The sequence below is a fragment of the Pseudanabaena minima str. Chao 2107 genome, assembly GCF_051131155.1.
GTDB lineage: Bacteria > Cyanobacteriota > Cyanobacteriia > Pseudanabaenales > Pseudanabaenaceae > Pseudanabaena > Pseudanabaena minima.
The window spans coordinates 3,772,116-3,797,323 of the sequence record NZ_CP159508.1 but is presented as its reverse complement, the minus strand read 5'-3'; the positions used below and the strand labels follow the sequence as shown (position 1 = coordinate 3,797,323).

The 25,208-nt window shown below is 42.9% G+C and carries 21 protein-coding genes; 14 read left to right on the top strand and 7 right to left on the bottom strand.

Annotated features, from left to right (window positions below):
• Positions 1-32: 32 nt before the first annotated feature.
• The 3 genes from ABM313_RS17355 to ABM313_RS17345 all read right to left on the bottom strand — a co-directional run bounded on the left by ABM313_RS17355 (position 33) and on the right by ABM313_RS17345 (position 6,039).
• On the bottom strand, positions 33-3,380 hold the full coding sequence (locus ABM313_RS17355) for a PAS domain S-box protein (protein WP_434684411.1): 3,348 nt from the start codon (positions 3,378-3,380) through the stop codon (positions 33-35).
• 793 nt (positions 3,381-4,173) lie between these two features.
• Positions 4,174-5,193, bottom strand: a complete 1,020-nt coding sequence (locus ABM313_RS17350; RefSeq protein WP_434684410.1) for a long-chain acyl-[acyl-carrier-protein] reductase — start codon at positions 5,191-5,193, stop codon at positions 4,174-4,176.
• Positions 5,194-5,343: 150 nt separating this feature from the next.
• Positions 5,344-6,039, bottom strand: coding sequence for an aldehyde oxygenase (deformylating) (locus tag ABM313_RS17345; protein ID WP_434684409.1), 696 nt, complete (start codon positions 6,037-6,039; stop codon positions 5,344-5,346).
• A 186-nt stretch (positions 6,040-6,225) separates the two neighbouring features.
• Here ABM313_RS17345 and glyS point away from each other — a divergent pair, with 186 nt between their 5' ends.
• The 3 genes from glyS (at position 6,226) to murJ (ending at position 10,932) form a co-directional block, all read left to right on the top strand.
• Complete coding sequence (gene glyS, locus ABM313_RS17340) at positions 6,226-8,352, top strand: glycine--tRNA ligase subunit beta (protein WP_434684408.1); 2,127 nt, start codon at positions 6,226-6,228, stop codon at positions 8,350-8,352.
• Between the two features lie 422 nt (positions 8,353-8,774).
• Entirely contained in the window at positions 8,775-9,074 is a 300-nt protein-coding gene (locus ABM313_RS17335; protein ID WP_434684407.1) for a 2Fe-2S iron-sulfur cluster-binding protein, read from the top strand.
• 157 nt (positions 9,075-9,231) lie between these two features.
• Positions 9,232-10,932, top strand: coding sequence for a murein biosynthesis integral membrane protein MurJ (gene murJ / locus ABM313_RS17330; RefSeq protein ID WP_434684406.1), 1,701 nt, complete (start codon positions 9,232-9,234; stop codon positions 10,930-10,932).
• A gap of 118 nt (positions 10,933-11,050) precedes the next feature.
• Here the strand turns inward: murJ and ABM313_RS17325 are convergent, their stop codons facing one another.
• From ABM313_RS17325 to ABM313_RS17315, 3 genes are all read right to left on the bottom strand, one after another.
• Entirely contained in the window at positions 11,051-11,356 is a 306-nt protein-coding gene (locus ABM313_RS17325; protein WP_434684405.1) for a P-II family nitrogen regulator, read from the bottom strand.
• Positions 11,357-11,436: 80 nt separating this feature from the next.
• The gene (locus ABM313_RS17320; RefSeq protein WP_434684404.1) at positions 11,437-12,429 is read right to left on the bottom strand and encodes a sodium-dependent bicarbonate transport family permease; all 993 of its coding nucleotides are present in this window, start codon (positions 12,427-12,429) and stop codon (positions 11,437-11,439) included.
• 321 nt (positions 12,430-12,750) lie between these two features.
• Entirely contained in the window at positions 12,751-13,221 is a 471-nt protein-coding gene (locus ABM313_RS17315; protein ID WP_434684403.1) for a hypothetical protein, read from the bottom strand.
• A gap of 426 nt (positions 13,222-13,647) precedes the next feature.
• Here ABM313_RS17315 and ABM313_RS17310 point away from each other — a divergent pair, with 426 nt between their 5' ends.
• The 3 genes from ABM313_RS17310 (at position 13,648) to ABM313_RS17300 (ending at position 17,054) form a co-directional block, all read left to right on the top strand.
• Positions 13,648-14,352 carry a Uma2 family endonuclease gene (locus ABM313_RS17310; RefSeq protein WP_434684402.1) on the top strand — a complete coding sequence of 235 codons (705 nt, stop codon included), beginning with the start codon at positions 13,648-13,650 and terminating at the stop codon, positions 14,350-14,352.
• A 176-nt stretch (positions 14,353-14,528) separates the two neighbouring features.
• Entirely contained in the window at positions 14,529-15,146 is a 618-nt protein-coding gene (locus tag ABM313_RS17305; RefSeq protein ID WP_434684401.1) for a CPP1-like family protein, read from the top strand.
• Between the two features lie 201 nt (positions 15,147-15,347).
• The gene (locus ABM313_RS17300; RefSeq protein ID WP_434684400.1) at positions 15,348-17,054 is read left to right on the top strand and encodes an NAD+ synthase; all 1,707 of its coding nucleotides are present in this window, start codon (positions 15,348-15,350) and stop codon (positions 17,052-17,054) included.
• A 29-nt stretch (positions 17,055-17,083) separates the two neighbouring features.
• Here ABM313_RS17300 and ABM313_RS17295 read toward each other — a convergent pair whose 3' ends face one another.
• The gene (locus ABM313_RS17295; protein ID WP_434684399.1) at positions 17,084-17,425 is read right to left on the bottom strand and encodes a CU044_2847 family protein; all 342 of its coding nucleotides are present in this window, start codon (positions 17,423-17,425) and stop codon (positions 17,084-17,086) included.
• A gap of 73 nt (positions 17,426-17,498) precedes the next feature.
• Between ABM313_RS17295 and ABM313_RS17290 the strand changes: the two genes are divergently transcribed.
• From ABM313_RS17290 to ABM313_RS17255, 8 genes are all read left to right on the top strand, one after another.
• Positions 17,499-17,795, top strand: a complete 297-nt coding sequence (locus ABM313_RS17290) for a type II toxin-antitoxin system prevent-host-death family antitoxin (RefSeq protein ID WP_434684398.1) — start codon at positions 17,499-17,501, stop codon at positions 17,793-17,795.
• A complete protein-coding gene (locus ABM313_RS17285) occupies positions 17,792-18,061 on the top strand; it encodes a type II toxin-antitoxin system RelE family toxin (protein WP_434688512.1) in 270 nt (89 codons plus the stop codon). Before ABM313_RS17290 ends, ABM313_RS17285 begins: the two co-directional genes overlap by 4 nt.
• A 23-nt stretch (positions 18,062-18,084) precedes the next feature.
• Entirely contained in the window at positions 18,085-18,813 is a 729-nt protein-coding gene (locus ABM313_RS17280; protein WP_434684397.1) for a caspase family protein, read from the top strand.
• Positions 18,716-19,330 (top strand): hypothetical protein, encoded by a 615-nt coding sequence (locus ABM313_RS17275; protein ID WP_434684396.1) that lies wholly within the window; start codon positions 18,716-18,718, stop codon positions 19,328-19,330. Before ABM313_RS17280 ends, ABM313_RS17275 begins: the two co-directional genes overlap by 98 nt.
• Positions 19,323-21,683: an nSTAND1 domain-containing NTPase gene (locus tag ABM313_RS17270; RefSeq protein ID WP_434684395.1), complete on the top strand. Its 2,361-nt coding sequence runs from the start codon at positions 19,323-19,325 to the stop codon at positions 21,681-21,683. Before ABM313_RS17275 ends, ABM313_RS17270 begins: the two co-directional genes overlap by 8 nt.
• 1,160 nt (positions 21,684-22,843) lie before the next feature.
• Entirely contained in the window at positions 22,844-22,981 is a 138-nt protein-coding gene (locus ABM313_RS17265; protein ID WP_434684394.1) for a hypothetical protein, read from the top strand.
• Between the two features lie 437 nt (positions 22,982-23,418).
• Positions 23,419-23,940, top strand: coding sequence for a transposase (locus ABM313_RS17260; protein WP_434684393.1), 522 nt, complete (start codon positions 23,419-23,421; stop codon positions 23,938-23,940).
• A gap of 105 nt (positions 23,941-24,045) precedes the next feature.
• Positions 24,046-25,161: a type III polyketide synthase gene (locus ABM313_RS17255; protein ID WP_434684392.1), complete on the top strand. Its 1,116-nt coding sequence runs from the start codon at positions 24,046-24,048 to the stop codon at positions 25,159-25,161.
• Positions 25,162-25,208 lie beyond the last annotated feature (47 nt).

Here is a 25,208-nt window from a genome sequence, read left to right as displayed (position 1 = left end):
TGTCACGCAAATGGCAATGCTTTGTGATGCTTTTATAGGAATTGTTGAATTATAGTGGCTAATTGCTTAAGCTTAATTGGCTTACTCAAGTAGTCATTGGCTCCTGCGGCAAGACACTTCTCGCGATCGCCTGTCATCGCTAACGCTGTGAGGGCAATAATCGGAATATTGAACTTGTCGTTGCGGATATATTTGATTGCTTCTAGTCCATCCATCTCTGGCATTTGAATATCCATTAGTATTAAATCAGGTTGTTCTGATTGCACTAGATTCACTGCCTGCCGTCCATTTTTAGCAAGAATGACTCGGTATCCCTTGGCTTGAAGATAGCTAGAAATTGTCATAATATTCGCTTCGTTATCTTCTGCAAGTAGAATTAAGGGAGGGAAATATGTGTCATCATTATCATTTCTGAGGGAAAAAATAGATGATGAAGGGCTATTAGATAATCTTTTTGGAAGTGGTAAAGCCGATTCATTGAATGGAAGATTGATCTCAAAGCAACTACCCACACCAACTTCACTGGTGACATTAACTTGACCACCATGCAGTTCAACGATACGTTTAACTAAGGCTAAGCCCAACCCTGTGCCATTATATTGACGATTGAGAGCACTATCGACTTGGATAAAAGGCTGAAATAGAGTTTTTAAGTCTTCAGAGGAAATCCCTATACCTGTATCGATTACCGCTAACCTTACCCAGTGTGTGACATCTTTCTTATTCTCATCAAAAGCGATCGCCTTTTGTAGAGATACTTCTAAGGTAATGCTGCCTCCCTCTGGTGTAAATTTTACGGCATTATTTAGTAGATTGATTAATACTTGCCGAATACGACGTTCATCAATCATCAATTCTGGCAAAACAGATGCCAACTTGATACTCAGATTGATATTTTTTTGTTTTGCCTGTTGTTTGATAAACACTAAGCTGGCTTGACTAAGCTGACCAATATTGCTAGATGTATAATCTAATGTCACTTTACCAGCTTCGATCTTAGCGAGATCGAGGATATCGTTAATTAGCTCTAGTAGATGGTTTCCACTACGCTCAATGGTGAGTAAAGCTTTCTGTTGCTGTGGATTAATCATCCCAAAGACTCTTTCTTGTAAACCTTCAGTGATGCCGAGAATTGCATTGAGGGGAGTGCGGAGTTCATGGCTCATATTGGCCAGAAATTCATCTTTGAGTCGAGTAGCGCGAACCAGAATTTCGTTGGAGAGTTCTAGTTGATGATTAGTTTCAGCAAGTTTTTGCTGGGCTTGTTTAAGATCAGTGATATCAACCACAACACAGACACAATCCTCTGTAGTCAGCATGGCTACACCAATAAGCACATGCACAAGATGTCTATCCTTGTGGTAGTAAGCTTTTTCCCAAGGATCAATTTTGCCATGCACTTTGAGATAGGCGATCGCTTCTCGATCTAGTTGTTGATATTCAGGTGGAGTAAGGGCTTCCCAATTTATTTGTTTAGCACGGAGTTCTTCTCGCCTATAGCCAAGCATCTCCAAAAAACGATCATTAGCCTCGTCAACCTGACCGTTAAAGCTGGTAAACATCATCCCCACAACGTTAGATTCAAATACATGTCGGAAACGATTTTCGCTGTCTCGTAGCGCTGCTTCGGCAAGTTGATGTTCATGCTGGGTTGCTTTCTGAGCACTAATATCTCTAGAAACACAGACAAATCCAATCATGCAATCCTTGTCATCCTTGATAGCTTTGACTGATAGCGATATCGGAAGACGAAAACCATCCTTGCGAATAATTGTCCATTCTTCTTCGCTGACTAGTCCTTGTCTTGCTTTAGCAATCAGCACTTCGCTTTCAGAAATATCTTGTCTGAGTTCTAATGAGAGAGAAGCCGCACGATCAATTAACTCTTGACAATCGTAGAAGTCTTGAATAGCAGCCTTCCCAATCACTTCATCAGCACTGTAACCTAGCATATTCTCTGCACCAGCATTAAAGGTCTGAATAATGCTATTGCTATTAGTAGAAATGATCGCATAATTGGTACTATCGAGAATAGCGCGTTGTAAACTACTCACTTGCAGAAGCTCATGTGTCCGTTCTTCAACTCTAGATTCTAGGTCTTTGTTAAGTTGATTGAGTCGGATTTCAGTTTGCTTGAGTTTGGTAATGTCTTGGGCTGTGCCACGGGAAAGAATGGGTGAGCCATCAGCATCATAAAAGGTTTCACATTTTTCTTGCACATATTTAATATATCCATCAAATAGAAGTAGACGATGGACTACATTGTAGGGAGTGCGATCGCGTAGATGTTTTTGATAGATAGCATCAACCATATCCCGATCATCAGGATGAATAGCACTGAGAAAGCCCTCGTAGGTTGCTTCAAATTGCTGCGGATCAATTTCAAAAATCCGAAATACTTCATCTGACCAGTAAAGAGAGTTCGTCTGTAGATTCATTTCCCAATTCCCCAGATTGGCAATCCGTTGGGCTTCTCGGAATAGTTTTTCGGTGTGCTTTAACTCATTTTCCGATTGTTTGTGATCGCTAATGTCGCGGACTAGTAATAGAACTTCATTCTCGTCATAGGGAAAAATTCGTACTTCCTCAACATGGATCGTATCGCCATCGGAAAAGTCCTGTTCGTAAATCTGGATAGAGTTGGTTTCTAAAGCGCGTTCTACAAATTCGAGGCGTTGTTTAACAATATCGGGAGGAAGCGTTTTTGATATATGATTTCCTTCTAATTGAGAGCGATCGCCAATAATTCGATGGGTTTCAGGAATCCGCGCAAATTCTAAGTAAACGCCATCCCGATTCATTCGCATAAATAGGTCGGGAATAGCTTTGATTAAGGCGCGTTGATGGGCTTCTATATGCTGTAATGACTCTTCGGCGCGTTGTCTTTCTGCTAGTTCATTTTGGAGTTGCTGATAAGTGGTTGCTTGAAAAATTTGCCACAAAATTTCATTGGTGAGTATTCCTACAAGATGATCATGCTCATCCACGATTGGCAGGTGGCAAAGATGATGTTGATGCATCAAGTTGATGGCTGCCAATAAATCATTGCAGTCTGACTCACGTAAAGTAATCACTGATGCCATGACATCTCTAATGATCAAACGATCAAAGGGGAGATTCTGGGCACTTAGGCTCACCACATTCCCCTCTGTCAAAATCCCCTTTACCTTGTCTTCTTCTACCACCAGCACACAGCTTGCCCGTACCTCTGCATTGCGGTGATTAAGAAGATTGGTAAAACTATCAGATCTGTTGCATGGCGATCGCGCACTAACCATTTTGGCGATCGCCTCCATAACAGTTGCATGGGGAGTGACTACTAAAGGGTTACGAACAATCGCTGACTTCAGTTCAGGTAGTTTTGGGTTAGCTATGTTCAAGAGTATTTACCAAACAATATCTATATAAAACATCTACTAAGTAGCTCAGTATGTTTAGAAAGTCACATAAAACTTGTTTTTAGATAATATTTCTATATCACCTAAAAACAAGTTTTATGGCTCGAATATCACAGATTTTAATTTTGTCAAACTTCCCCTTGTTTGTAAGTTTGATCATACTACCTTCCCAGTTAATAATTTAGTGGTGTGTCACTAAGTTATTAACATTGATCAAGTCCAAATTTAAAGCAACTTTTTTGAAATGAAATCTAGCTGACTTGATCAGCTAATTATGTTAAAAACTCTATAAATCAACAAATTTTTCTCTCGTTGATCCAACTTATACCAAAACTCAAAATGGCGTAGCCATTTTGAGTTTTGAAAACCCTTACTGGGTTTGGTTTTTAATTCGCAAAAGTGTTGTCACACTTTCGTGAATTGGTATTACTCGCTTTGTTTTACTTTCAAAAGATGAGTGGCGGTGCTTCCGCCACTCATCTTTTGAGGCTTAACTATTTCTCTCTATAGCTATAGCCAAATGTATCAGGACAAACCAAAACCCAAATAGTGTGAGTCGGTGCTTAGCACCGACTCACACTATTTGGGTTTTATGTCCTAACAAGCATGGCGACAGCTATATGACTAAGCCCTATTAAACAAGTAAGTAGCTAGGCATAATTAATTACAAAGCAAAACCCGTAAAGTTTCGCCCCGCAGGGGCGAAACTTTACGGGTTTTGGTAATTTATTTTGCACAGGTACTTAGAGGCAATTCATGAATTGCCTCTACTTTTTTAGTTAATTAATGGTCTAAATCCATGTTTGATTGACACTTCCCCAATTTTATCCATATTCTCGATACTGATTTGGTTGCGCCCCCATGAGAAACTTGTGTGCCAACCTTCAAATTCTAAAAGCATCGCTTCGGCAAAACAGGCAAAAAGCTGACGGGCTGGAGCTGTCATATTCACAATTTTCATGATTTTCCAATCAATATCGAGACTATGCTCAACGATGCCACCATCAATGACATGAATGCCTTCTTCTTGAACCAGCGTAGACATATTTTTGGGATAGCCTCCATCAATGAGAATGCAAGGACGCTTGAGAGTAGTAGGGTCGATCGCCATCCCCTTTGCCATACTCGCTACCCACACAATAATGTCAGACTGTGGTAGCGCCTCCTCAATCTCCAAAACCTTACCGCGACCAAGTTGAGATTGTAATTCTTGCAAACGCTCCCGATTACGGGCGACGAGCAGGAGTTCTTGAATATTAGTCCGCGCATCAAGCCAACGACAAACCGCACTGCCAATATCACCCGTTGCACCGCAGACAGTTACTGTTGCCTTAGCTAGGTCAATTCCAAATTTACGACTTGCTTCTTCGATCTGACGACAGATGATATAGGCAGTATGAGTGTTACCTGTGGTGAAGCGATTAAATTCTAGCTGAATGTTTCGCACACTCGACATTTGGCTCAAGTTAAAGTTCTCGAAAATAATCGAAGAAAAGCCACCCAAAGCCGTAATATCGACGTTGTTCTTTTGGGCAAGAGCCATTGCGTTGAGGATCTTGCGAATAGCAGTTTTGATTTTACTGCCTGCTAACATTTCAGGTAAGAAACAGGACTCTACATATAGCCCTTCGATCTGCTGACCTGTGGCACTCGTAACCTTGATGCGATCGACAATTTGGGGTGGGGCGCTACACCAAAATTCCAAACCTTGATCGGCGTATTCGGGATAGCCTAATTCCCTTGCTACAGACTGAGCGTGTTCAAGACTTGTCAAATGCCCTATAAGACCAAACATCGATTGCGGTTACCAGTTACAGTTGTCAACGAAAAAGGGTTTCCCTCATCCCCCATCCCCTAATCCCAATGCAGGGAGAAGGGGAGAAAGATTCTAAGTCCCCTCTCCCTCATTGGGAGAGGGGCTAGGGGTGAGGGTCTTAGCTAGTAATTAAGCAGCGACTAAACCCATAGCAGACATTCTCATGATGTCGCGGGTATTAAAGCCGATTTTGCCGAGACTTTCGCCATATTGAATCATGAAGTCTTCAACCAAAGCTTCTTTTTCCATGCCAAGGACTTTGGCATCATTTTCGACTTGGTTGAGCATTTTCCAGACGATGGGCAAGTTTTGACGATTGGCTTGCTCTAGAGTAGCTTTGGAGTCATCAAAATGATTTTGCAACCACTCTTCTCCAAAATTAAGATGCAAGTATTCGTCTTTGACCACACCTTCAGTGATCTTGCGCGCAAAAGCATCAGCGACGGGAATATAGATGTTGTAAGCAGCGATCGCAAAGCACTCGATGATGAGTGATTGGATCAGCAGACAAGTAACGATATCCCCTGTTGCAAATGCTTTTTGAAAATTGCCATGCAATTCAGCAAAGAATTTTTCCGCAAAACCCATGTCAGGTGTGACTTTGAGGTTTTTACCACAGGCGATAAAGCCTTTTTTGTGGCGATCCTCCATCTTGGCAAGTCTAGTAAAATCTTCAGTGAATTCGGGCAGTAGTTCTCCTAGTTGGAGATAGTTGCTGTACGCCTCAGCTTCTCCCTCAATGACAATGGCATTGATTCGACTGTAGGCATCGCGATAGTTTTCTGTGTAATAGTCAATCGCTACAGCTTCGAGTGTTTGCCCCATGTTTTGCCTCTTTAAATATCCCTGCTCAATAAAAGTTAATCTCTTGCTATTTTATGCTAAGTGGACTATGCAATAAAATTAAAACCCAGAAAGGTGTAGTCAAGCTTCGTAGTGAACACCTTGTCTAAGTTTTAGTTTTTTACACGCCAAAGCGTTAAACTGAAGAATGTCCCTCAACTCGTGGTTATGGCAAGTTTTCTGTTAGAAGTTGGTACTGAAGAGCTACCTGCTAGCTTTATTGTCGATGCTTTGCGCCAGTGGCAAGAGCGCATCCCCAAGAATTTAGATGAACACCAACTAACTACGAGTAAGGTCAGTGTCTATGGTACACCTCGCCGTTTGGCTGTACTCATCGAAGGTTTACCAATCCAACAAAGCGATCGCCACCTAGAGATTAAGGGGCCAGCAGTTGGCTCAGCCTTTGTTAATGGCGATCCTCAAGGTGAACCAACTAAGGCGTTGTTAGGTTTTGCTAAATCCAAGGGTATTGACCTCAAAGATATTGTTATTAAAGAGACGGATAAGGGCGCGTTTGTATTTGCCAATCAGCAAATAATTGGTCGTGAGACTGCCGATATTTTGCAAGAGCTAGCTCCGACTTGGATTACAGGTTTAGAGGGTAAGCGATTGATGCGTTGGGGACATGGTGATCTCAAGTTTCCCCGTCCGATCCGTTGGTTGGTGTCGTTATTTAATTCCAAGCTGTTGCCGATCGCTTTAGAAAATGTGCAGAGCGATCGCTTTAGTCAAGGGCATCGCGTATTGCATCCGCGATCAGTAGTAATTGACACTGCCAAAGATTATGTAGAGACTTTGCGCGAAGCTTTTGTCTTAGTCGATGGCAAAGAGCGCCAAAAGCATATTCTTACCCAAATCCATAGCATTGTGGAATTATTCGGTGGTAAGGCGGAAATTCCTGAGGATTTATTAGAAGAAGTTACTTACTTGGTGGAATTCCCCACCGCCGTCATTGGTGAATTTGAGCGTGAGTATTTAGAACTGCCGCAACCCGTAATTAAGACCGAAATGGTCAGCCATCAGCGCTATTTCCCTGTGCATTCGATCAGAAATCCTGACCAATTATTGCCGCGCTTTATCACGATTTCCAATGGTGATCCTGATAAATCACGTTTGATTGCGGCGGGCAATGGTCGGGTCATTAGAGCGCGTCTTTCCGACGGTAAATTTTTCTACGACAGCGATCGCGCCGTACATTTAGAAACTTTCTTGCCACTTTTAGAAAAAGTCACATTCCAAGCCCAACTTGGCTCAGTGGCGGAGAAAGTAGACAGGATTAGGGCGATCGCTAAATCTGTATTGGCTGCGATTGCCAATTTAGAAACCACTGAAGCTGATCAAGCGCTGATTGATCGCACTGCTCAACTTGCCAAAGCCGATCTAGTTACGCAGATGGTTAAGGAATTTCCTGAACTGCAAGGACAAATGGGTTATTACTATGCCCTATCCAGTGGCGAACCTGTAGCTGTGGCGACGGGTATTCGTGAGCATTATCAACCCAAAGGCGCAGGCGATACTTTGCCCACAACCTTAACGGGGCAGATTATTGCTATTAGCGATCGCATTGATACCCTTGTTGGTATTTTTGGCTTAGGTATTGTTCCCACAGGCTCATCTGACCCATTTGCATTGCGCCGCGCCGCTACTGGTATTATCCAAATTGCATGGGAAAGCGGTTTTGCCCTTGATTTGCCGAAACTTTTGCAGGAGGCGATCGCCATTTATGCCGAGAAAAATTTACTAGCGCAACCTGCGGAAACTGTACTCGAAAATCTTTATAAATGGTTTAAGCAGCGCTACGAGACGATTTTGGCGGATCAAGGTATTGAATATGATCTTGTGAATGCAGTTTCAGGTACTGAGGATCTCGCCTATACCTTGCAAGGTTTGAGTAATCTCACGCGCATCAAAGAACGCGCCCACTTCCTGCAAAAATCCCGTGATGGGGCAACCCTTACCACCATTTATGAGCCAATTGTGAGAGCTTCTCGACTTGCGGTTCAGGGTGATCTCGATAGTGTGACTGTTGACGTGAAAGCTGTAATCAATCCTGAAACTTTAACCGAACCAGCGGAGCAGAACTTGTATCAGGCGATCGCCGCTTTACCTAGTCAGCCTAGTGATGAGCAGTTGATGGAGGGTATTAAGGCGATCGCGCCTGTTCTAGCGAAATTCTTTGATGATGTGCTGGTCATGGCTGAAGATCCACAAGTGCGACAAAATCGACTTAACCTGCTGGGAATTATCCGCAACTACAGCCGCCAACTAGCTGACTTTAGTGCCATCCTTAAATAAAGAAGAAGGGACGCATTGCGTCCCTTCTTCTTTATTTAAGGGCTAATCATTGATTGAATTTTCATATCAAAAACTAGTCTGTGATTATGTCTGCGGATAAGATTAGAAAAACTTATTAAAAAAATTAAAATACAAACGAAAACTCATCATTTTAATACTTGTTTAAAACGGCTGGAATCTTCTCCTAGATTGAATTTGAGATAATCAGATGAGCTTGAAAGCGATCGATAACTATCACCTATAACCAATGATAGAAATAAAAAGCTAGTTGTTCGCTTGGATGCCAAGAGCGATATGATGCGTGTTGATACCCTTGTGGGTGATTGAAATAAACGTAACTTGGCTGAGTGCCTTTAATAGGGTACAAATTCAAGCCCTCGTTTATTTTTTTGGCTGCAATCTTTAAGAGGTTTATTACATACATGGCTACCTACAAAGTAAGACTGATTAACGAAGCTGAAGGGCTTGATAAGACTATCGAAGTTCCTTCTGATGAGTACATTCTTGACGTTGCTGAAGCTCAAGGCATCGATCTTCCTTACTCCTGTCGCGCTGGTGCTTGCTCTTCCTGCGCTGGCAAAATCGTTAAGGGTGATATCGATCAAGGCGATCAGTCCTTCTTGGATGACGAACAAATCGAAGCTGGCTACGCTCTTCTTTGCGTAACCTATGCTCAGTCTGATTGTGAAATCTTGACCCACCAAGAAGAAGCTCTCTACTAATCGCTTCTTTGCATAAATATTTTAAAAGCTCCGATCGCTAGTACTTTATGTACAACGCTCGGAGTTTTTTAGTCTGTGTCATGATTTGATGTTACATTTCTCAGAATCTAAATTGTAAGGAACCTCACCAATTTTGTCTCGCAACGAAGAAAACGATATGATCACGAAATCGCAGGAATCACAATCCACTCAACCTACGAAGCGTTCGTTACTGAATATCGCAACGATTGTGGCGATCGCAACGTTAGTGAGCAAAATATTTGGATTACTGCGGCAAGTGGCGATCGCCGCCGCTTTTGGTAACGGTACAGCCTATGGCGCGTATAACTTTGCCTACGTGATCCCTGGCTTCTTGCTGATCTTGCTAGGTGGCATTAATGGACCATTTCACAGCGCGATTGTGAGTGTGCTATCCAAACGCGATCGCCGCGAAGTTGCCGCCATCATCGATAGCATCACCACGATCGTTACAGGAATTTTATTGCTGGTGAGCATTGCGTTGGTGATTTTCGCGGAACCATTGCTGCACCTCGTCGCCCCTGGATTATTCGTACCTGAAGCTACTTTGCTTGCCAAAGGGATCACCCCTGAAGATATTCAAAATCTGAAGATTACTAAAGATATCGCGATTCAGCAATTTCAGATCATGGCTCCAATGGCAGTCTTAGCAGGGCTGGTGGGGATCGGATTTGGAGCATTAAATGCGGCGGATGCTTACTGGTTGCCTTCTGTCAGCCCCATATTTTCCAGTTTGACCGTGTTAATTGGCATCGGCGGCTTATTTTGGGCAATGGGTAGCAAAATGTTGTTGCCTGAAAATGCGATGTTGGGTGGTGCAGTCTTAGCATGGTCAACTCTGGCTGGAGCAGTTCTGCAATGGCTAGTGCAATTGCCTGTGCAGATTAAGGCTGGGATGGGCGGCTTTAAGCTCAGGTTTGACTTTCAGCGTCCTGAAGTTAAAGAAGTAATAAAAATCATGCTTCCTGCGACCTTTTCATCGGGGATGCTGCAAATTAATGTCTGGACAGATTTATTTTTTGCTTCATTCATTCCCAATGCGGCAGCGGCAGTGTCAGCAATGGGCTATGCAGGTTTGCTAGTACAAACTCCTCTAGGAATCTTGTCGAATGTGATTTTAGTTCCCTTGTTTCCTGTACTATCAAAGCTCACTGATCCTGCGAACTGGGATGAACTGAAACAGCGTATTCGTCAGGGTTTAATGCTCACGGCGCTGACAATGTTACCGATTAGTGCGGTGATGGTAGCGCTGGCTTTACCCATCTCACAGGTAGTTTATGAACGCTTTGCCTTCGATGCGGAAGCTTCGCAACTAACGGCGATGGTATTAATGGCATATGCGGTAGGGATGTTTGTGTACTTAGGTCGCGATGTATTGGTGCGGGTATTTTATGCCCTCGGCGATGGCGACACACCTTTTAAAATCAGCGTTGTCAATATTTTCTTTAATGGACTCTTTGATTATTTGCTAGTCTCAAGATTTGGTGCAGTGGGGCTAGTTTTGGCAACTGTTGCTGTGAATGTGATCTCGATGGTGGTGATGCTCTATTTTCTCGATCGCCGCCTGAATGGAATGCCGCTAAAAAGCTGGAGCATAACGATTTTGGGTTTAATCATTGCTAGTGCGATCGCTGGTGGGGCGAGTTGGGGGACTTATCATTTACTCAGCCAAAGCTTGGAAAGCCTCAGTCCTTTCTTAAAATTTGGAGCAAAACTAGGTGATTTAGCGATCGCCAGTGCCGTCGGGTTTACTATTTTCGGGGCGATCGCTGTGCAACTGAAAATCCCTGAAATCAAAGCTCTCACTGATCAAATCAAGCGTCGGTTTTCACGACGTTAAACTAACGAGAGTTCGACGGAAGTGAAAAATGGTAAGAATCGCTAAGCGATTCTTACCATTTTTCACCATTTGCGGCGTGCTTCGCACGTCGCAAATGGTGATATCTAACTCAATTTATTTAGGTTGCACTTGCGGCATTAATCGCGACCGCATCAGAGATATAACAAACTCCACCAAACTTTTTGGTGACTGGCTTCAGCTTTTCCACCAAAGTTTTCGTTTTGTCTTCCAAAAAGAAAGCTATCACATAGTCATTTTCCAACATACTCATATCGAGATCGCCTGAATTCGTTCCACTGACTCCCTTTCCGACGACATTGCGAATCACGGTGTAGTTCAGAACTCCAACTTTTTCTAAAACCTTAATGATTTTGTGCGACTCAACAGAATCAGATACAATTTCGATTCTTTTAACAGCTTGCATGATTTTATTTCTACTAAGTTCCTACTAAATTTCTTGTCTAAGCCCAAACGAATGACGACGTTTTATGCCGTCAATAGCGTCTAAGTTGTTACCCAAAACATATTAATCACGTACATATACAGCGGAATCCCGACAATAATATTGAAGGGAAATGTGACGGCTAAAGCCGTTGATACATAGAGGCTAGGATTGGCTTCTGGTACAGTCAGACGCATGGCGGCAGGTACAGCGATATACGAAGCACTAGCACAGAGGACTGCAAATAACAGTGCGTCCCCCTGCGACATCGAAATTAACTTAGCGATCGCAATTCCTACACCAGAATTCAAGATCGGCATCAAAACCGCAAAGGCTATTAAGAAAACACCTGTTTTTTGCAAATCCTTAATTCGTTTTGCGGCGACTAAGCCCATATCCATCAAGAAGAAAGTCAGTACACCATAAAACATATCTTGGGTAAAAGGTGACAACACATGCCAACCTCTTTCGCCAGTCAAGCAGCCAATAATCAAACTACCGACGAGCAGAAATACCGAGCTATTGAGAAAAGCTTCACGGAGTACTTCTGACCATGCAAATTCACTAGTTTCACCTTTTTTGGCTTTTTCCTCGGCAGTAAATAGGCTCACAAGAATCAGTCCCACAATAATCGCAGGAGACTCCATCAGCGCTAAAGCCGCTACCATATAGCCATCAAAAGCAATGTTTAGCTGCCCCAAAAATGAACTAGCTGTAATGAAAGTAACCGCACTGATCGAGCCATAGGTTGCGGCGATCGCGGCGGCATTGTAGGAGTCAAGTTTGATTTTAAGAATAAAAAATGAATAGACAGGTACAACACAAGCCATCAGGATCGCGGCTGCCATCGTCAAAATTACTTCTTGACTGATCCCACTCTTTACTAGCTCCACGCCACCCTTAAACCCGATCGCTAATAGCAAATACAAAGAAAACAATTTCGGGATCGGTGGTGGAATCTCTAGATCTGATTTAATCAAAACCGCCAACATTCCTAAGAAAAAGAACAAAATCGGCGGATTGAGGATGTTAGAAATAATTAAGTCTAAATTCATTGGGACAGATCCACATTAAAGAATTTTTAGAGAAAATGATCGTTTCATGATGACAGATCATGTATAGCAATCTCAGATAGTTTTTGAGAGTGCATCTCTTTGAGACGCACTCTCAAAAACTATTTATAGCGTTGATTCAGTCTAGTGAAGTACGAGTTGGGGAGACAAACCTATGTACCTCGCTTGCTTGAAAAACGCCATAAAATCTTATGTAGTAATGCAAGTTTTGCTTAAAGCACAGAACTTAAATCAACAGATGCAGCGCAAAGCGACGCATCTGTATGATTGTCTACCAGTGTTAGCTATATATTGAGTTTTCAATTACTTTTCTATTGATTCTTTCATCGGTTGTTCTGCTGAAAGTTTATTTAGCCAATTGGTAAGAAAGAAGTTGCCAAGAATTATGGCAGAAATCAAAGCATGAAATACTTGACCGTAGGGCATATCGATCGCGCTGACCGCAACTAAAGTATTTACAACCAAGAAAATGGCATTCACTGCTAAAACCGTAATTACAAGTTCAATCCTGATTTTTTTGAGAAGCATTAAAATTACAGTAAATAGTCCAGGAATTAACCCCAAGGATGTGTACCCATGCAGGATACGCATAGATGCATCAGTATGGGTATGAATAAAAAACGCTGCCATTAAATTCAGTGGGATCATGGAGCTAGGAGAAGGTCCAAACAGAGGACGCAGAGATCCGTTATACCAAAGGAGTGCTTTGAGCAAACCTTTCTGGCTATTCTCGATTCCGACTTTTGCAACTGGAAATTTAAATAGCTTTAACATTTTTTCGTTTTGTAGAGAAAGCTTTAATTTTTATATCTCAGTCAAGATTCACTAATTCACAATATATATAGCAAATATATCGCAAAAAAAGAGTTAGCTAGTACAAACCAAAACCCAAGAATCGAGTGGCGGCGCTTCGCGCCGCCACTCGATTCTTGGGTTTTATATCCTAAGCAAAACTTGCTTTGCTATGTTTAATCAATTTTTAGGATTACTCAGTCAAAAAATGAAGACTTGTTCAAGATATTGCAAAAATGTTAATTAGGATAAAGGAAACTTTGTGTTTTTCATTCTGTTAAGCCAAAACACAAAATGGCTACGCTATTTTGTGTTTTGAAACCCTTACTGGATTTGGTTTTTAATTTACACAAGTGTAACGATACTTTTGTGAATTGGTATTACGCTAATTTTTTAGGAGCCTAATAAATGTCAGCGATCGCCCCTCCCTCCATCACACAAAAAACAAAACCAGAAGATTCAATATCTTTGTCACTCATCACTGATCAGTGGATTAGCGCTACATGGGATGAGTTTGTGCAGATTCTTGAAAATCCTCAATATGCAGAAGCTCGATGCTACTTCGACAAAAATCAAATTAAGCAAATGAGGATTGAAACTATGCCTGTTGGCTCTGAACATGCAAAAGATAATGGCATTGTTTATTTTGCGATTGCCCTATACTGCACATTAAAAAATATTCCGATTGTAGGATTACTTAATGCTAGTTATGTCAAAACAGGAGTCCAAGGTTGTCAGCCAGATATTTCCTACTATGTTGGGGAAATATCAGTCCTTGCACCTCACAGCAGTTCTATTGTTAGTCTTGATGAATCGCCTGTACCGAATTTGGTAATTGAAATATCTAGTTCTACCATCGGCGATGATTTAGGTAAGAAGCGATTACTTTATGAACAACTGGGGACTAGTGAATATTGGGTAGTTGATGTCCAAGAGGTGAAAATTATTGCTTTAGAAATGCTAGAGAATGGTGGCAGTCGGCAAATTACCGTATCAAAATTGTTAGGTGGCTTAGCGATCGCTGATCTCGAAGCCGCCCTAAAACTCAGTCGCGAAAAATCTCAATCAGAAGTTGGGGCATGGATCTTACAAAAATATAGCCATAATTCATAAAAGTCCGTCTCACAGTGACAGACTCTTATTGATATTCACAAAGTTTAGATACGTATTTGAAAGCAGACGTTATACTATGTTTAGACATTAAGCTACATATTATTTTCTGATTCAGTTGCTTGCCTACTTTTTCAGTAAATATACAGCGAACTCTACAAACATTCATAGTTGGAAAAATGAGCGAACCAACTCCCTACGAAAAACTAGGAGTCAATGACGAAGCCTCCTTTGAGGAAGTGCGCGATGCACGCGATCGCCTATTGCGCGAATATGAGGGGGACGAGTCGCAACAAGAAGCGATCGAGGTTGCTTACGATGCCATCCTTATGGATCGTTTACGCGCCCGTAAAGAAGGCAAGATTGCTGTACCTGATCGTATCCGCTATCCTGAACGTCTGTCTACAGCGATCCCTGCTGCGATGCAAAACAATACGCAGCGACGCGCACCATCTTGGTTGTCGAGGCTATTAGACACCCCAAGCCAAAAAGATATTTATATTTCGTTGGGAATTTTTACGGGATTGGGTGCAGTAAGCTTTTTCGTTCCCGCAGCTACTACATGGTTATCCTTTGGGTTAATTGCTAGTGTTTATTTGCTTACCCGTAAAGAAAATCGCTTTGGACGAGCTTTGCTAATCTCCCTATCAGGAATTACGATCGGTGTCATATTAGCAGCTTTGACTAATCAAGTTTTAGTACTGTCCCGTTTGGTCGGTGATGGATTTTTTCCTAGCTCGATCCAAATGGTGATTATTTTGTTGGTGATGTGGCTTCATGCTTGTTTCTTGAGATAAGGCTATTAGCTGTTGGCTTTTAGCGATTAGCTGTTAGCTTGTTAGAGTGCTTTGCACTCTTGGTAAACTCAAATATATTTTAAAAGCCTCGCTTTGCGAGGCTTTTAAAATATATTTGGAAAAGCTAATCGCTAGTCGCTAAAAGCTAATCGCTAAAAGCTAATCGCTAACAGCCAATAATTTCAAACCCATAAAACAAATATGACCCCTGTAATTTTTGGGATCGCCCAGCTTAATCCAGTAATTGGCGATTTAGTCGGTAATAGCGATCGCCTATTGGTTGCTGTACAGAAATTAGCTGAACAAGGTGTGCAACTAGTACTCACGCCTGAGTTATCGATCTGTGGCTATCCACCTCGCGACCTATTAATGCATCGGCAATTTATTAGTGATATGGAAGCAGCGATCGCGGATCTTGCTCGTAAACTTCCTCCTGATGTTGCGGTATTAGTGGGCATGGTGTCTGTCAATCCCCATGCTAGTCAAGCAGGTGGGAAGCCATTATTTAATAGCGCCGCCTTGCTTCAGGGGGGTGAAGTAAGGCAGATTTTTCATAAGCGATTATTACCAACCTATGACGTATTTGATGAAGATCGCTATTTTGCCGTGGGTAATGGGAGTCAAGTTTTTACACTACATCTCAAGGATGGAACATCACTAAGGATTGGGGTGACCATTTGCGAAGATATTTGGAACGATGAGAAGTTTTGGGGCAAGCGGAACTATGCCGATGATCCTGTTGCGGAACTCACGCAAAATCATCAACTCGATTTACTACTGAATTTATCGGCTTCACCCTATGCGGTGGGCAAACAGAATTTACGCGAGTCGATGTTAAGCCATAGTGCGATTATGCATAACTTGCCATTGATTTACGCCAATCAAGTTGGGGCAAATGATGACTTGATTTTTGATGGGCGGAGCATGGCTTTTGATCGTAGTGGCAAAATCATCGCTCGTGGGAAGGGATTTGAAGAGGATTTACTGGTCATTAATTTGGATGACGTGCTAAACCTGAATGCATCCAGATATGAAAGTGATGATGCGGAAATTTTTGCGGCTTTAGTGCTTGGTGTGCGTGACTACGTGCAGAAATGTCGATTTCGGCAAGTGGTGATTGGGTTGAGTGGGGGTATTGATTCTGCACTGGTGGCGGCGATCGCTGCCGAGGCGATCGGCAAAGAGAATGTATTGGGGGTGTTGATGCCTTCGCCCTATAGTTCTACGCATTCGATTACCGATGCGATCGCCTTGGCAGATAATTTAGGAATCTCTACGCAAACCATTCCGATTGCGCCAATGATGGAAGCATTTGATACTAGTCTAGCTAATCTCTTTACAGGAAAATCTAGTGATGTGACTGAAGAGAACTTGCAGTCAAGAATTCGTGGCAGCCTGCTGATGGCAATCTCGAATAAGTTTGGACATTTGCTGCTCTCTACAGGCAATAAATCGGAAGTTTCGGTTGGTTACTGTACTCTCTATGGTGATATGAATGGTGGACTTGCCGCGATCGCTGATGTCCCCAAAACTAGAGTATTTTCTATCTGTGAATGGCTAAATCGAACTAGTTCTCTTCTATCAATTAAGCAAGGGAAGACAGAAGTGATTCCTGTGAATATTATTACTAAGCCTCCCAGTGCGGAACTGAAGCCTGATCAGCTCGATCAAGATTCACTTCCTCCCTACGATATTCTGGATGATATTTTGCATAAGCTGATTAATCAACATCTTTCAGCTTCCGAAATTATTGCTACGGGACATGATCAAGCGATCGTCGATCGCGTAGTTCGTCTTGTCAAAATTGCTGAATTCAAACGTCGCCAAGCTGCTCCAGGATTGAGAATAACCGATCGCGCTTTTGGTTCTGGTTGGAGAATGCCGATCGCTAGTAAGGTGACACCATAGATAAGAATGTATGTATAGTTAATAGAAGTTTATTTTGGTGGAAACTTACATTTGACGGAAATCTCAAAGTTGCTTTCGGCTGAGGCTTTGGTAAGAATGGGAATACCTGCTTCACCGCTAATTTTTAAACCGAATTTGAGGTTGACTTCTTCGACTTGGGCATCACCAAGATTTTTGAACGCACCGATCGCATATTTGGTATAGAAGCGAATGGTTTCATGGATCTCTTGCAAGTTTTTAATCGCATCTTCTTTGATGCCATAGGATTCGCGATCGCTATCTGCATTTACTGGTTGATCATCTTCGGATTCAGAGATTTCAATGTCGAGAATTTCGCCATCTTCTTGCTCGATATAAATTTTGTGAGCCATGATTTTAGTTGGGTATGAATTTTAACTGTAATATTATTGTCATAAAATAAGTTTGTCTTGATAGGATTAGCTTATGGTGAATATTCTCCAAATTGGTCAAGTAGGTAGTGAGTTGTCTCAACTCGTCCATGATGTTCAGGATCGCAATGATCGGATTGTGATTGAGTCGGATGGTAAGCCAGTGGTGGCAATGGTGCGCTATGAGTATTTGACGGGTTTGCTTGAGGCTTTAGAGGATGCTTTGGATAGCAAGCTGTTGAGACAGGCGATTGCGGATAATGATGCTTTTTTTGGATTTGAAGATGTGTTAGCAGATCATAACCAGATTTATGGTTCTCAACTGCAAGTAGAAAATCTCAAAGATCTCTGAGCGATCGCTTTACTTTACAATTTGCCAGAGATGCAAAAAAATCTCTCGCAGAGCTACAACCTAAACAGTTTAAGCAAATCGCAACTAAGATTTTTTCTCTTTTGGATAGTCCTCAGCCGCAAGACTGTAAGGCTCTAAAGGGCTATGCAGGAGGCTATCGTGTGGATTCTGGCGAATGTCGTATTCTTTACACCATTGAAGATAATGCAATCCGCATTTTTCGGGTGGGTAAACGTAACGATGATGAAGTTTATCGTAATCTCTAGTTTAAGCGAGCCCAATGTAAATTATGGCTAGATATGGGTTGGTGGTTGGTGTAGCCAAATATAAATCTCCGCTTGGTAATCTCAGCAAGACTGAGATTGATGCTAAGGCGGTGCATGATCTGCTGAAGCAGCATGGTGATTTTGAAGATATTCAGGTGCTGACGGGGGAGGTGACAGCGAAGCAGCTTGAGGATGCGTTGGGGCGATTGCTGCTGGAACGGGCGGATCGCAATGAGGTGCTGATTTATTTCTCTGGTCATGCGGTGGTGGTGAAGGGGAACTTTGGCAAAAAGCGCGGCTATTTGGCGCTGTCTAATACTGCTCTAAAAACTAGCAGTGGTGAAATTACGGGAATTGAGAATGGTATTGCTTTAGACGATCTGAGTGGGTTGATCGGTGAGGCGAAGTTGAGTAATTTGGTAGTGTTGCTTGATTGTTGTCACAGCGAGACTTTGCTTGAGGAGAGTCAGGGATTTTTGCAACGGGCGATCGTCAGTCAGGCTTTTGCAGAATTGAAGCAGGATTATTTTTTGGTGTCGGCTTGTCGCAAGTTTGAAGAAGCCTATGCGATGAAAAGCGAGAGCTATAGTATTTTTACGGGGGCGCTGTTGCGCGGATTGGCGAGGGATAGGGCGAACGAACGCGGAATAGTTTATGCAGGCACAATGTTTGACTATGTGTTTGACTCAGTTGCGTGGTACGGGACAAGAGGCTGTGAGTTTTGGCTATGGGCGAGCGCTGCGAGTTGTTGATTATCGTTCAATGTCAAGTGTTACTCCACAAAATGAAACGCACAATCAATCAGGAAATAGTACTTCTCAGTATAATTTTTATGGATCTGTGGGGCAGCTAGTGACTGGCAACCTTAATGTGCAGGGCGACAATATCGGTACACAAAACAATCAAAAAAGCAATCTACAAGCAAGTGACAGTGTTAAGCAGACTGGTTTTGAAAATGTTCCAATAGGTGGAGATATTGTCAATATAGTTAACAGTTCTCAGTACAGGCACACAAGCGGCTTTCGTCAAGGTGGAGATATTGTCAATATTAGTCAATCAGTTAACAGCAAGCCAAAATCTTCACCCCAGTCAGATAGTGTTTCAAATCTCAGGCAACAAATACGTCAGAAACAGATCGAATCTCTCAGGCAGGAAATCGAGATAATTCATCAGCAATGGGAATCAACTCTTGATGAAGTTCAGAGAGTTATACTTGAGCGTCAATTAGCCCACAAACTAGCAAAGCTGGAGAAAATGGAGAATGGCTAACCTTCAACAGGATCTTCTCAATCAACAGATTAATGTTCTTCAAAAAGAGGCTGAGACGCTTCAAGAACAATGGGAATCAACTCTTGATGAAGTTCAGAGAGTTAAAATTGAGCGCCAATTGGAGCAAAAACTCAAAAAAATCCAAGAAATAGAAAATCAGTTACAAAAAAATGCAAATTATGAAACACCTGTAAAGCGTGAGAATAATTATGAAATTTGTCCCTATGTGGGGTTGAATGCGTTTGATTTGAAGACAGCGAAATTTTTTAAGGGGCGCGATCGCTTTGTGCGGTTGTTATTACAAAAAATAACCGAATCAAGCTTTGTGCCTGTGATTGGAGCTTCGGGGAGTGGTAAGTCATCGCTGGTGAGGGCTGGGCTGATTTCGGAATTGGAAGCGCAGGGAAATTGGTTGATTTTGCCACCGATTAAAGCTGGGGACTCGCCGCTTATGCCTGTTGCCGAAATTAGTCGGGTATTGACGCAGCTTTGTCAGAGAGCGGATAGCAAACTGGAAATTAGCAAACAAATCGCATCGGGAAATTTAGAAGCAGCGATCGCCTGTCTATCCGAGCAGAAGAAGATTTTGCTGGTGGTCGATCAGTTTGAGGAAGTATTTACGGTATGTCCTGCGGAAAAGGAAGCAGAACGTCAGCAATTTATCGACTTGTTGGTGGGGATTACGCAGTATCCTGATTCGCGTTTGCGGGTGGTGACGACGATGCGGGCAGATTTCTTTGAGAATTGTCTGGGCTATCGTGGTTTAGGGGAGGTGATTCAAGAGCATCAGGTGTTGTTGTTGCCGATGAATGAGGAGGAGTTAAAAGAGGCGATCGCGGCTCCTGCTGAAGTTGGACAATATGAACTAGGTGAGGGTTTGTTACCTGCGATTTTGCGCGATGTGCGTGATGAGAAGAATGTGCTGCCTTTGTTGGAGTTTGCGCTGACGCAGCTATGGGAAAATCGCGAAAAGCGGCGATTTACTTTTGCGATCTATGACAAGCTGGGTGGAGTGATGGGAGCGCTGAATAATCACGCCAACTCTATTTATGATGCGTTGCAACCGCAGGAGCAGGAATGGGCAAAGCGAATCTGTTTGATGTTGGTGCGGACGGGTTTGGGTGAAAGGGATACGCGCCAGCGACAAACCAAGGGGGAACTCACGCAACTGGCTCAAGAGGTTGATCGAGATGCCTTTCAGGTGGCACTGGATCAGTTGGTGGCGGGGCGACTGTTGGTAACGGGCAAGGATGGAGATGGTGAGGCATGGGTGGATATGGCGCATGAGGCGTTGATGGAGAAATGGGAATATTTCGCAAAGTGGCGTGAAGAAAAACGCGATGTGTTGCGGTTGGCAAATCGGATTCGCGATGCTTTTGAGGAATGTCAGCAGGCAAGCGATCGCGATAAGTTCTTGTTGCCTGAAGGGGTGGTGGCACAAATCGAGGAAGTGGAAGTTGCCCTGAATGATTACCTCACATCCGAGCTACAGGAGTTTGTATGGCAAAATCGTTGCAAATACAAGCCTTGGCTTGATGAAAGGAATCTGCCCGAAATGTTGGATATTCCTAGCGGTACGTTCTGGATGGGGTCACCTGAAGGGAAAGGTTATGACGATGAGAAACCCTATCACCAAGTTACGGTAAAAGCCTTTCGGATGGGTAAGTATCCTGTCACACAGGCGCAATGGCGGACTGTGGCGATGTTGCCCAAGGTCGAAATCGATCTCAGTCTCAATCCTGCCTATCATCGTGGTGATGATAAACCTGTGGAGCAAATAACTTGGTACGAAGCTCAAGAATTTTGTGCGCGGCTATCGCGTCTAACAGGAGAGAACTATCGCTTGCCCAGTGAAGCGGAATGGGAATATGCCTGTCGTGCAGGGGCAAGTGAATACACAGAATATAGCTTTGGTGATGATCCTAGCCAGTTAGATGACTATGGCTGGTATGGCAACAATAGCGGAGATCGCGCGATCGATGCCGATCAGATCTGGAAAGAAGTGAATCAAGATTCTAATCGATATCTTGAACGAATAAGGCAAAATAATTGTGGTACGCATCCTGTCGGAATGAAACCAGCTAATGCTTGGGGACTTTACGATCTGCATGGCAATGTGTGGGAATGGTGTGCCGATGATTGGCATGATAGTTATGAAGGAGCGCCAATTGATGCACAGATTTGGGTAAAGGACATTAAGAATCATGAAGACGGCGGCGAAACAAAAAAACTGCTGCGCGGTGGTTCGTGGAACAGCAATGCTAGGAATTGTCGGTCTGCGTATCGCGGCAGCAGCTATGCGCGCGGTCAGGACGACTTCATCGGTTTTCGAGTTGTCTGTTCTGTGCGGTGAGGACTCCCTTCTCTGTTCTTTTGCCCTCAGCCCTTTGCACTTCTTCGTATTTCTCTGCCCTTCTTTGATTAGCCCTTCGCCGTCAGGCGATCAAATTTTTTTTCAAAAATCCACCAATGAAAATTGTGGATGGCTCGGTCAAAAATTATTTGTGGTTCGCATAGAAGGGGCGAGCACGGGGGCATCGCCACTACATGTGCAATGATAAAATTTAATTCGCATTCCATTTACCATTTAAAAACAAAAATGGGTAGGGGCGATGCCCCCGTGCTTGCCCCTCTGACGCAGATCACGACCATTTTTTTATACGGCAATGGATTTGCGATATGGGGGTAAATTGCGATCAATTTTGACCAATGATAATTATGCGATCGCCAAATCCATCCATGAAAATCGGGGATTTTGTGGTCAAAAATTATTTGCGGTTCGCATAGAAGGGGCGAGCACGGGGGCATCGCCCCTACGGGTGAAATCATAAAATTTTATTCGCATTACATTCTATTTAACATTTAAACCAAAAATGGGTAGGGGCGATGCCCCCGTGCTCGCCCCGTTGTCGCAGATCACGACAATTTTTTTATACGGCGATGGATTTACAATGTGGGGAAAATTTGCGATCTGTTTTTATCAATGATGATTATGCGATCGCCAAATCCATCCATGAAAATTGGGGATTTTGCGGTCAAAAATTATTTGCGGTTCGCATAGAAGGGGCGAGCACGGGGGCATCGCCCCTACGGGTGAAATCATAAAATTTTATTCGCATTACATTCTATTTAACATTTAAACCAAAAATGGGTAGGGGCGATGCCCCCGTGCTCGCCCCGTTGTCGCAGATCACGACAATTTTTTTATACGGCGATGGATTTACAATGTGGGGAAAATTTGCGATCTGTTTTTATCAATGATGATTATGCGATCGCCAAATCCATCCATGAAAATTGGGGATTTTGCGGTCAAAAATTATTTGCGGTTCGCATAGAAGGGGCGAGCACGGGGGCATCGCCCCTACGGGTGAAATCATAAAATTTTATTCGCATTACATTCTATTTAACATTTAAACCAAAAATGGGTAGGGGCGATGCCCCCGTGCTCGCCCCGTTGTCGCCAATCACCGACCATTTTTTTATACGGCGATGGATTTGCAATGTGGGGAAAAATTGCGATCTGTTTTTATCAATGATGATTATGCGATCGCCAAATCCACCAATGAAAATTGGGAATTACGCGGTCAAAAATTATTTGCGGTTCGCGTAGAAGGGGCGAGCACGGGGGCATCGCCCCTACGGGTGACATGATAAAAATTATCGCCAGAATATTCCATTTACCATTTAAAACAAGAAATGGTAGGGGCGATGCCCCCGTGCTCGCCCCGTTGTCGCAGATCACGACCATTTTTTTATACGGCGATGGATTTGCAATGTGGGAAAAAATTGCGATCAATTTTGACCGATGATAATAATGCGATCGCCAAATCTATTAATGAAAATCGGGGATTTTGCAGTCAAAAATTATTTGCGGTTCGCATAGAAGGGGCGAGCACGGGGAGCCTCGCCCCTACGGGTGAAATCATAAAAATTATCGCCAGAACATTCCATTTACCATTCAAAACAAAAATCGGTAGGGGCGATGCCCCCGTGCTCGCCCCGTTGTCGCCAATCGCAGAAAATCCCACAATACGGCGAAAATTTCCAAATACAACGATAAAATGCGATCGCCGCCAAAAAATTGCACCATGTCCTACAATCCAGACATACATCATCGCCGTTCCATTCGTCTCAAGGGATACGATTATTCACAGTCAGGCGCATATTTCATCACCATTTGCATCAACCATCGACAACCTCTATTAGGCGCGATCGCCGATGGCATCATGTATCCAAACCCTGCGGGAGAAATGGTACAAACAGTTTGGGAAGAACTGCCATTCCATTATCCAAACATAGAATTAGATGCCTTTGTGTTAATGCCCAATCACATTCACGGCATTATCATTCTGAAATCAGCACAAATAGAACCTGTGATGACATTAGGAGAAATTATTCATCGGTTCAAATCCTTCACAACCACAAAATATCGTCATGGCGTTCATCAGGCACAATGGCAACCATTTATCGGCAGACTATGGCAACGGAACTATTATGAACATATTATCCGCAATCAAGAAATCTGCGATCGCCTACGCCAATACATAGCTAATAATCCCTCATCATGGGAATCCGATCTTCTGTATCCAAATAGCGCTCGCCCTTTATGACAAGAGCCTTTGCCTGTGTTGCGGAGGCAATTGATATAATTGTCTAGAGGTTTGCTGTAACCATTTGCGCTACCATCCCGTTTCCCAAAATCCCACCGATACCAAATGTATACAGTTTTAGAAGCGATCGCTACTAGCAATCCTACTTATAAGCTCACGCAATCCCAAGCCGCTGACTTTATGTTAAAGACAGAAAGTTTATCGGCTGCTATTAGAAAAAGAATTCCATCAATTTATGCAAATTCAGGAATCGATTATCGCTTTAGCTGCATTCCAGACTATGGCGGCGATCTTCAAAAATTTGAACTATATCCTGATAATTGGGAACTCACACCCACACCAACCACCTTTAGTCGCAATCAAAAATATGAAATCTATGCACCTAAACTTGCGCTGCAAGCAGCACAACAAGCGATCGCTGAAACAGAAAATCTTCGCGCTCAAGACATTACCCATTTAATAGTCGTTAGTTGTACGGGCTTTTCGGCTCCTGGGATTGATATTCACCTGATCAAGCAACTAGGGCTTTCCTATACAATTTCTCGGACAATGATTGGATTTATGGGCTGTCATGCTGCCTTTAATGGACTGAGAACTGCTCATGCGATCTGTCAAAGCGATCGCCATGCCAAAGTTCTTTTAGTTTGTGTGGAGTTATGTTCATTGCATTTTCAAGTGGCTGACACTCTAGAGAATACGATTATTAATGCTATCTTTTCCGATGGAGCCGCCGCCGCTATTTTAACTTCTCGCCCATTCTCTGAAGCTGAAGGAAAGCTAGCTTACACTGATGGATCGAGTCTACTCATAGAAAACACTGAAGAACTAATGAATTGGACAATTGGTGATACGGGCTTTTTGATGGGTCTATCTCCGAAAGTTCCTGATGTAGTAGTAGGACATTTACCTAGTTATCTACAAACTTTTTTAAGTCAACATCATCTCACCTCAGAGGATCTAGATTTTTGGGCGATTCACCCAGGAGGGAGACGAATTATTGAAAAGATTCAATCTACTTGTGAGCTTAGCGATCGCATGGTTGCTGATTCCTATGAGATTTTGCGACGTTATGGCAATATGAGTTCGCCAACGATTCTATTTATTCTCAAACAGATTTTAGCCAAGCATCAAGTAGATGCAGAGACTCCATTTCAAAATGGGATTGCTTTAGCCTTTGGTCCTGGACTATCGATTGAAGGTTGTTTATTTCAAAAAGTCTAACTACCAATATTTGTAGCGCTAAGCGCTACAAATATTGATTAAAAAAA

Coding starts and splice junctions, on each gene's coding strand:
- ABM313_RS17290 (WP_434684398.1), top strand. CDS start 17,499: ATGGTGAATATTCTCCAAATTGGTCAAGTAGGTAGTGAGTTGTCTCAA.
- ABM313_RS17270 (WP_434684395.1), top strand. CDS start 19,323: ATGGCTAACCTTCAACAGGATCTTCTCAATCAACAGATTAATGTTCTT.
- ABM313_RS17305 (WP_434684401.1), top strand. CDS start 14,529: ATGAGCGAACCAACTCCCTACGAAAAACTAGGAGTCAATGACGAAGCC.
- ABM313_RS17335 (WP_434684407.1), top strand. CDS start 8,775: ATGGCTACCTACAAAGTAAGACTGATTAACGAAGCTGAAGGGCTTGAT.
- murJ (WP_434684406.1), top strand. CDS start 9,232: ATGATCACGAAATCGCAGGAATCACAATCCACTCAACCTACGAAGCGT.
- ABM313_RS17315 (WP_434684403.1), bottom strand. CDS start 13,221: ATGTTAAAGCTATTTAAATTTCCAGTTGCAAAAGTCGGAATCGAGAAT.
- ABM313_RS17255 (WP_434684392.1), top strand. CDS start 24,046: ATGTATACAGTTTTAGAAGCGATCGCTACTAGCAATCCTACTTATAAG.
- ABM313_RS17325 (WP_434684405.1), bottom strand. CDS start 11,356: ATGCAAGCTGTTAAAAGAATCGAAATTGTATCTGATTCTGTTGAGTCG.
- ABM313_RS17280 (WP_434684397.1), top strand. CDS start 18,085: ATGGCTAGATATGGGTTGGTGGTTGGTGTAGCCAAATATAAATCTCCG.
- ABM313_RS17320 (WP_434684404.1), bottom strand. CDS start 12,429: ATGAATTTAGACTTAATTATTTCTAACATCCTCAATCCGCCGATTTTG.
- ABM313_RS17300 (WP_434684400.1), top strand. CDS start 15,348: ATGACCCCTGTAATTTTTGGGATCGCCCAGCTTAATCCAGTAATTGGC.
- ABM313_RS17275 (WP_434684396.1), top strand. CDS start 18,716: ATGCAGGCACAATGTTTGACTATGTGTTTGACTCAGTTGCGTGGTACG.
- ABM313_RS17350 (WP_434684410.1), bottom strand. CDS start 5,193: ATGTTTGGTCTTATAGGGCATTTGACAAGTCTTGAACACGCTCAGTCT.
- glyS (WP_434684408.1), top strand. CDS start 6,226: ATGGCAAGTTTTCTGTTAGAAGTTGGTACTGAAGAGCTACCTGCTAGC.
- ABM313_RS17295 (WP_434684399.1), bottom strand. CDS start 17,425: ATGGCTCACAAAATTTATATCGAGCAAGAAGATGGCGAAATTCTCGAC.
- ABM313_RS17310 (WP_434684402.1), top strand. CDS start 13,648: ATGTCAGCGATCGCCCCTCCCTCCATCACACAAAAAACAAAACCAGAA.
- ABM313_RS17345 (WP_434684409.1), bottom strand. CDS start 6,039: ATGGGGCAAACACTCGAAGCTGTAGCGATTGACTATTACACAGAAAAC.
- ABM313_RS17260 (WP_434684393.1), top strand. CDS start 23,419: ATGTCCTACAATCCAGACATACATCATCGCCGTTCCATTCGTCTCAAG.